The organism is Acinetobacter sp. AKBS16 (assembly GCF_002899995.1).
In the GTDB taxonomy this organism is placed as follows: Bacteria; Pseudomonadota; Gammaproteobacteria; order Pseudomonadales; family Moraxellaceae; genus Acinetobacter; species Acinetobacter baumannii.
The window spans coordinates 66,644-74,117 of the sequence record NZ_POYH01000101.1; the positions used below are offsets into that span (position 1 = coordinate 66,644).

A 7,474-nucleotide genomic window follows, 5' to 3' on the forward strand; every position below is an offset into this window, starting at 1 on the left:
CTTGTCTGAGGTGATGGGGCCAGGTGTTGCGATGCAGTGCTTAGGTGAGGGCGAAGGGCTAACCATTTGGGAAGATCATTTCTACCCAGAAATTATTAACCCTGAAACGGGTGAAGTCTGTAAAGATGGCGAACTTGGCGAGCTAGTCTTTACCACCATTACCAAAGAAGGCTTACCGATTATTCGTTACCGTACTCGTGATTTGACCCGCTTACTACCGGGTGAAAATCTGGCAATGCGTAAGATGGATAAAATTGTGGGTCGTAGTGACGACATGCTAATTATTCGAGGCGTAAACGTTTTCCCGACTCAGATTGAAGAGCAAATTTTGCAAGTTCCGCATTTAGTTCCAAATTATGAAATTTTGGTGACTAAAAAAGGCCATATGGATACTTTGCATATTCGTACAGAGATGTGTCATAACTGTACTATACAGGCCAATCAACTTGCTCAGGAGTTGATGAAACGCATTAAAACCATGATTGGGATTAGCGTTACTGTAGAAGTTGTGACAGAAGCGACCTTACCTCGTTCGGAAGGTAAGGCAAAGCGGGTAATCGATATGCGTCAGATTGCTTAACATCAAGATCATTCAGGGTATAGAATCTATACCCTGAAACTAAACGCCAAGACATGAGTATGAGTGCAAAAATACAGCAAATAATTGATTCTGTTGTAAAGAATGAAACCTTAAGTGGAACTTCGCTTATTTCGACAATTTTTGGAGATTCAGTACTTCATCGGGGTGGAAATATCAGTCTTGCAAGCCTGATTCAGTTATTAGAGCTATTTGGTTTTAATGACCGCGCTGTAAGAACCTCTGTTTTTCGTTTAGTTAAAAATGATTGGTTATGTTCAGACAAAATCGGCAGAACCAGCTTTTATCGAATTACCGATTCGAGCCGTTCGACTTATTTGCAGGCCGAGCAACGCATTTATAACGACCAGATGAAAGAGTGGGACCATTATTGGGATCTTATTCTGATGTCTAGCCTCGACACTGAAAATAAAGCGTTGTTAAAGAAAGAACTCGAATGGTTAGGATTTGCCAATATTTCGACAAACCTAATGGCTTATCCGGGTTGTAACCGTATTGAACTGCAACGCTTGTTGGTTGACTTAAATATGAGTGAGCAAGTGGTGGTGTTTAAAGCCGAAACCTTGCAGCTCTTTAATAACTCGGTCGATACCATTGGTCGTATGCTCAGAACCAACTGGCCAATCGATGAGTTACGGCAAAGATACCTACAGTTTCTCGATATTTTTAGAGAAATTGGCGTGTTGCTGATGCAGGAAAACGAACAACTCGAACCTGTTCAGGCCTTTCAAATTCGAACTTTGCTGATTCATTATTATCGACGGATTTTGTTGAAAGACCCTGCATTACCGCTTGAGTTGTTGCCAACTGACTGGCCCGCGATTAGTGCACGAACTTTATCAATGAATATTTATAAAAAAGTATTTGAACCTGCCGATGAATACTTCTTGTCTGTTGCCGCAACAGCAGAAGGACCAATGCCAAATGCCACAGCACATTACTGGCGCCGTTTCGGAGGTTTGGTGGCGACAAATGAGAGGTTAAATCATGCCTTGTTATAGTATTGACGGTGTTATTCCCGTCGTTAGCCCAGAGGCTTTTGTACACCCAACTGCTGTTTTAATTGGTGATGTGATTATTGAAGCGGGCGTGTATGTGGGGCCATTTGCTTCACTGCGTGCCGATTTTGGTCGTATTCATATTAAGCAAAATGCCAATATACAAGATAGCTGCACCGTACATGGCTTTCCGCAAAGCGTAACTTTAGTTGAGGAAATGGGGCACATTGGGCATGGCACAACTTTGCATGGCTGCCGCATTGGAAAAAATGTTTTGGTCGGCATGAACAGCGTAATTTTGGACTATGCCGAAATTGGTGAAAATACTATTATTGGCGCAAATAGTCTGGTCAAAACCAAAGATATAATTCCGGCAAATGTATTGGCAATGGGTAGTCCTGCCAAGGTTGCACGTGATTTGTCAGAACAAGAAAAAAAGTGGAAAACCAGAGGCACGCAAGAATACATTGAGCTTGCACAGCGCTGCTTAAACTCAATGCAAGAAGTTCAGCCTTTAAGCGCAGAGTTGGATGACCGCCTGACCTATAAGGACTTTAGTTCTTCAAACTATCAAATTAAACAAGATAGCGTTTAACGACTCTTAACAAGTCGATTTCAATACATATAGGTTTATAACACTTAAGGAATACTCGCACGAGTAGGGAGACGTTTGTGCAAAAAATGGAAACCACTGCGGTTGATCAATTCGCAGAGCTATTGGGTGTTCAAGTGCTGCATCGCAGTTTTGATGAAGCATGTTGCAAGCTTAATGTAAAAGACGAACACATGAATGCCTTGGGCGGCGTGCATGGTGGTGTCATATTTTCTTTAGCTGATATCGCTTTTGCGATGGCTTGTAATGCAGGGGATGCGCCGTATACTGGCTTACAGGCTGATATTCGCTATATGAGCGGTGCGAAAGATAGAGTGTTATTTGCAACGGCAACCAAGGTTGGAAGTAGTAAAAAATTTGCGCATTATGAAGTGTTGATAACAGACGGTTTGAATAATAGAGTCGCTTTGTTTACATCTACGTGTTATAGGCTTGCGCCGTGATATATGGTTAGTTTTGAGCAGAGTGGTTGGGCTTGCCTGTAGCCATTTTTACTTAAAGCGATTGAAGCATATGAAAGGGCTTTTCTATTAATGTTAGTTTCACCTTCAACATGTTTGATCAGAGTATTTTATTTTTTTAATTATTTGAAAATTAATAGTTATTTTTAAAAGAAATTATAAAATTGACCTCAAGTAGTCTCATGCCAAATTGATAATAATTTGTTATAAAATTCTATTTACTAAATTTAAAATTGGTGGTTATTATGAGAAATAAACAACAAAAAAGGAAGGTCTATATAAATTTACAAAAGAAATAGTTATAGAACATCAGTATTATTATGTATAGTGTGTTCATTAGTTGAGAAAAATATCAAAAATGTTTTCAAATCTAAAATCACTTAGATGGTTAGGCTATACAGTAGGGATAGCTTTTTTACCCATTCTTTTACGTCTCTTAATTTGCTTCTTTACCCAAGATTCTACTATTAAGATTAACGCTTATGCTATTGGGGATATCATTCTCTTTTCATTGATTATTCAACTTTCTATTCTTACGGAAATTGATAATATCGCTGATCCTAAAAGTAGTTTGTGGCGAGAACGAAATAAGATATTAGGGATACTTTGGCTGATTGCACTTTCTTTTCTGCTTTGTTTATCCCTTATAAGTGAAGGTGGGAAAGAATTAGTAAATGGGACAAACTTATTAATATGCTCGATAGTTATAGCTGTTGTTAATTTCATAATTGGTTTTAGGTTCTTTAACTATCTAAATAATACTTCTAAAATGGCAGGAGGATAAAGATGGATTTTTTTATTATACTTCTGACATTTATAATGGTATCGGTATCTTTATACTTTGCATTTAAATCGTATAATGATACTAGGAAAAAACATTATGAAGATTATTTGAAGAGAAAAAGATGAAAGATTTACGTTATTACGTTTATATTGATACAGAAAAGCTTTACTCATTTTCATCACAAGTTTTTAGTGGTGTAACAAAAGAATTAGTTTCTACGTCAAGCTCTGTAGAAAACAAAGGTGAAGAGCAAAAGGGTGTAGTTGGTAGTGGTCAAAAATTGGTTGATTTCATAGAAACAGCTAATTCGTCTGTTGAAACCAAATATTTACATGATTATGCGTTTAATCTTTTAGAAAAAGATATTGAGGCTGAATATATCTTAGATCTCAATAATTATGATAGTAAAACTCTTACTTCTGAAATACTAACATCGAAACCTTTTATTAGATTTGAAAGTCAAATTCGGTTTGATGATTACCATAAGTTTATTGATCTATTTAAAAATTTTAATACTTATGGTGAAGCATTATTCTTTATAACAAATCATGAAAATTTAGCGCACCAAAAGAAAGTATTAGAAGATCAAAAGAGACTTACGAGAGATAAAGGAATAATTCGACAATTAGATAACGAATTAAAAAGATTCAACAATATTAAAGAAATGGCCTTAGAAGCTGGATTAAATCTTGATTCCACCTATCTGGATAAGATGTATACGATTTTGACCTATGGTTTTAAAGATGAGTTGGCTATTTCACAGTATCATGGCCATATTAAAGTTACTTCTTACTTATCGGAATCTTACTTAAGAGAACCTAAAGATCTTTTTGTCAGTAAATATGGAAGATATACATATAAAAAATTTGTTGTTATAGGTACTTTAAGTCAGAGTTTTACCGAAGAGGAAAAGTTAAGTATCCAATTTAATGAAAAAACTGAAGAAATTTCTACTAGCATCTTAGATCAACCTGAAGGGTTGGGCCCTGCAATTCATAATCTACTACAAACTTATTGTAGCTTGGAAAAAACTATACGTCATTTACTTAAAAATGAATTAGTAATTGATCCATTAGCAATATATATGAAACTTTGATATCAAAAATAAATGGTAAAAAATAATTTGTTTTAGAAATGTGGAGTAATTTTTACTGTTTACTTAGAATGATAAATATATATTGGTCGTATTTTATTGAATATAATCTATACAAAATTTTTCTACCCCTAAAAACAGCCTCCCAAGGCTGTTTTTTATTCCTCTCAACAACCCCCACTTAACAATAACTCCCTCATTATTTAGCCTTGCTTTTCTAATGATTTAATTTAAAACAAATGGCATTTTACGTGCTTGACTGTAAAAGGGTTGGGCACTATTCTTTGCCTGCTGGCCTACATTGCCAGTCGATCGTCGCGGATCGTCCCTTAAGAGCATTAAAGGTTTTATACTTTTAGTGTGTACACCCTCGTGCCCCCTCTATGGTGGAACGGAGGGGGACACCTTTGGGTGTGCTGGAATCTTAAGGCCAGTCCGCGAACCCCCTTCGTTCTGCCACCATAATTCTATAAATGTCTGGCAGAACTCCCAATAAAAAGGAGTTGGCTTTGCACATCCAATATTTCTTGGCTCTCAATGCCAAAAGCTATAACGACACAGCTTAAAAATTAAAGCAGCTTGATTGCCCTAAGGTTTTCAGGCTTAAAGTCATTTTTACTTAAAACTCAGCAATAACAAACTTGAGATGTGCCAAGCACAGTCTTTACGGCTTTGCTGTGCCTTTTTTTCTCCCAAAAAGGGCACAGGCTTTTTTATCTCTACATACAACAAAAATTTTTATAACGGTAAAACTATGCCAAATTTAGTTCTCCCAACACGTACCTTATATGTTGTAAATAAAGCAATTGATCTGTTTCACCACCGTGGGTTTCACCTTATTGGGGTCGATAGAATAGTGAAAGAATCAGAAATTACGAAAGCGACTTTTTATAATTACTTTCACTCAAAAGAGCGGCTTATTGAAATTTGCCTGATGGTGCAAAAAGAAAAGCTCCAAGAGCAAGTAGTCGCAATGGTCGAGTATGACTTAAGTACCCCCGCAATAGATAAACTTAAGAAGCTTTATTATTTACATACCGATTTAGAAGGGCCGTATTACTTATTATTTAAAGCCATATTTGAGATTAAAAATAGTTATCCCAACGCCTATCAGACCGCAATGCGCTATAGAACATGGCTCAAAAATGAAATTTATAGTCAGCTTAGAATGCTAAACGCAGATGCTTCTTTTAATGATGCCAAGCTATTTGTATATATGGTGGAGGGTACAATCATTCAGCTTTTAAGCTCAGATGGGGCAATCGAGCAGGAAAAGATGTTGGATTGTTTTTTAAACTCTTTTGTTAGAAATTTTAGTCCATGTATGTTTACTCATGTCGATGCTAGCAAGTGTTAGCCTGTTCTTCTATGAGGGTTTATATGTAAAAGCTAGACGAGTTGTTTTGAAGGGGGGAGAGAAATAATAAATAAAGCCCCCTTAAAAAAACTGCTTGTGTACAAAAGAATATAAAAACAGCAAGTAACACTTACTCAAGTGTCATTTTAATCTAATTGATATTTATACAATATAGTTACCAGATCACAAGGATATGAACCGATGAAATTTCTAAAATTTTTAACTTTTAGCACGATTCTTACCTTATCCGCACATACCTATGCGACAGTAGGGGGTGGACAAAAAATTGAAGTATTGGGCTATCAGCAAAAAGAGAAGAAACTTTATGTATTAAGACATTATGAAGATGGCCGAGGACGTCTGCCGCAACTATATTATTATCTATTAAATAGTAAATCGCCTGATAAACTTATTGAAGTTAAATCTCTCTATATCAATCCAAAAACACATAAGATTGATTATGATCAAGATAGTACAGCGTTTAATAAGGCACTTAATAAAATTAAAAGGAATTTAACCCCCTTAGTCGTAAGTAATAGTAAGACTGTAAAAATTCAAACATTAAAAACTCATCAGAATCAAGTATCAGCTTGGTTTGATCCTTCAGGAAAGATCACGCAATATAAAACAGAATATGTTGTAAAATCGCCGTCTTTACAAAGTAAGACCCATGTTGCGGTTCATTACAGCAAAGCAATAAAAATTTCCCAAAATTATAGTGTGCCTAAACAAAATAATAGGTTGGTTGTCGTTAAATATTTGGGGGTTCCAGAAGAAACTGGTTACGATATTGAAGACCCTGTTTTACTACTACCTATAAAAAAATAAGCTTAAGCGTAAATTATTTTCTTGGTTGAAAAGGACGACAGGATAAGAAGTCCTGCGTATTTTATAGGATAAAACTTTTCTTTATAAATGCAGCTATATAATTTACACAGGATGAAGAATGAATAATTTGAATTTTAAAACGCTAAAGAAGTACTGGCTGCGATTCGTGGGTATTGCTGTAATCGCAGGCGCTTTAGTATTAGCATTTGCTTGGACCGCTGGTCTATTTGGACATCGAACAACATCCAAAACTTTTTTGGGTGACACATTAAAAAACTTTGATCCCGGATATCGACGTGCACACGGTAAAGGTATTTGTTTTGATGGCACTTACCATAGTAATGGTGCGGCAGCAGCACTCTCTAAAGCCACTGTATTTGCCAAGTCTGATATACCAGCAATTGGCCGATTTTCTATTGGAAGCGGTAATCCGCATGCGGCAGATAATTCTACCGCAACAGTGAGTATGGCTTTATTACTTTCTCCAGCCGATCATTCGCAGTGGCGTATGAAATTAAACAACTTTCCTTATTTCCCGACGCGAAATGCTGAAGGTTTTTTGGCGCAGCAAAAAGCATTTAAACCAGTTCCGTCTACTGGGAAACCTGATCCAGCCCTTGTTGAGGCGTTTTTAAAAGAATATCCCGAAGCACGTAAGTCTATTGAGCAAAAGGCCAAGATGCCATTAACCGGTAGTTTCAGCGGTGCAGAATTTTATGTCGTAAATGCCTTTATATTGCGA

Annotated in this window: 8 protein-coding genes and 1 pseudogene; all 9 read left to right on the forward strand. The window is 36.5% G+C overall.

The features are described 5' to 3' along the window. A pseudogene (locus tag C1642_RS18430) lies at positions 1-580 on the forward strand (phenylacetate--CoA ligase); the annotation flags it as partial. Positions 581-633: 53 nt separating this feature from the next. Continuing rightward, on the forward strand, positions 634-1,599 hold the full coding sequence (gene paaX, locus C1642_RS18435; RefSeq protein WP_000062822.1) for a phenylacetic acid degradation operon negative regulatory protein PaaX: 966 nt from the start codon (positions 634-636) through the stop codon (positions 1,597-1,599). Continuing rightward, complete coding sequence (locus C1642_RS18440) at positions 1,586-2,191, forward strand: DapH/DapD/GlmU-related protein (protein WP_103236723.1); 606 nt, start codon at positions 1,586-1,588, stop codon at positions 2,189-2,191. Before paaX ends, C1642_RS18440 begins: the two co-directional genes overlap by 14 nt. A gap of 77 nt (positions 2,192-2,268) precedes the next feature. Continuing rightward, positions 2,269-2,652, forward strand: coding sequence for a PaaI family thioesterase (locus tag C1642_RS18445; RefSeq protein WP_103236724.1), 384 nt, complete (start codon positions 2,269-2,271; stop codon positions 2,650-2,652). Positions 2,653-3,028: 376 nt separating this feature from the next. Continuing rightward, positions 3,029-3,454 carry a hypothetical protein gene (locus C1642_RS18455; protein WP_103236725.1) on the forward strand — a complete coding sequence of 142 codons (426 nt, stop codon included), beginning with the start codon at positions 3,029-3,031 and terminating at the stop codon, positions 3,452-3,454. Between the two features lie 121 nt (positions 3,455-3,575). After that, entirely contained in the window at positions 3,576-4,550 is a 975-nt protein-coding gene (locus C1642_RS18460; protein ID WP_103236726.1) for a hypothetical protein, read from the forward strand. A gap of 751 nt (positions 4,551-5,301) precedes the next feature. After that, complete coding sequence (locus tag C1642_RS18470) at positions 5,302-5,904, forward strand: TetR/AcrR family transcriptional regulator (RefSeq protein WP_032039008.1); 603 nt, start codon at positions 5,302-5,304, stop codon at positions 5,902-5,904. 201 nt (positions 5,905-6,105) lie between these two features. Then, positions 6,106-6,732 carry a hypothetical protein gene (locus C1642_RS18475; RefSeq protein ID WP_103236727.1) on the forward strand — a complete coding sequence of 209 codons (627 nt, stop codon included), beginning with the start codon at positions 6,106-6,108 and terminating at the stop codon, positions 6,730-6,732. A 118-nt stretch (positions 6,733-6,850) separates the two neighbouring features. Then, a partial coding sequence (locus tag C1642_RS20005; RefSeq protein WP_228153999.1) for a catalase occupies positions 6,851-7,474 on the forward strand: 624 nt, incomplete at its 3' end.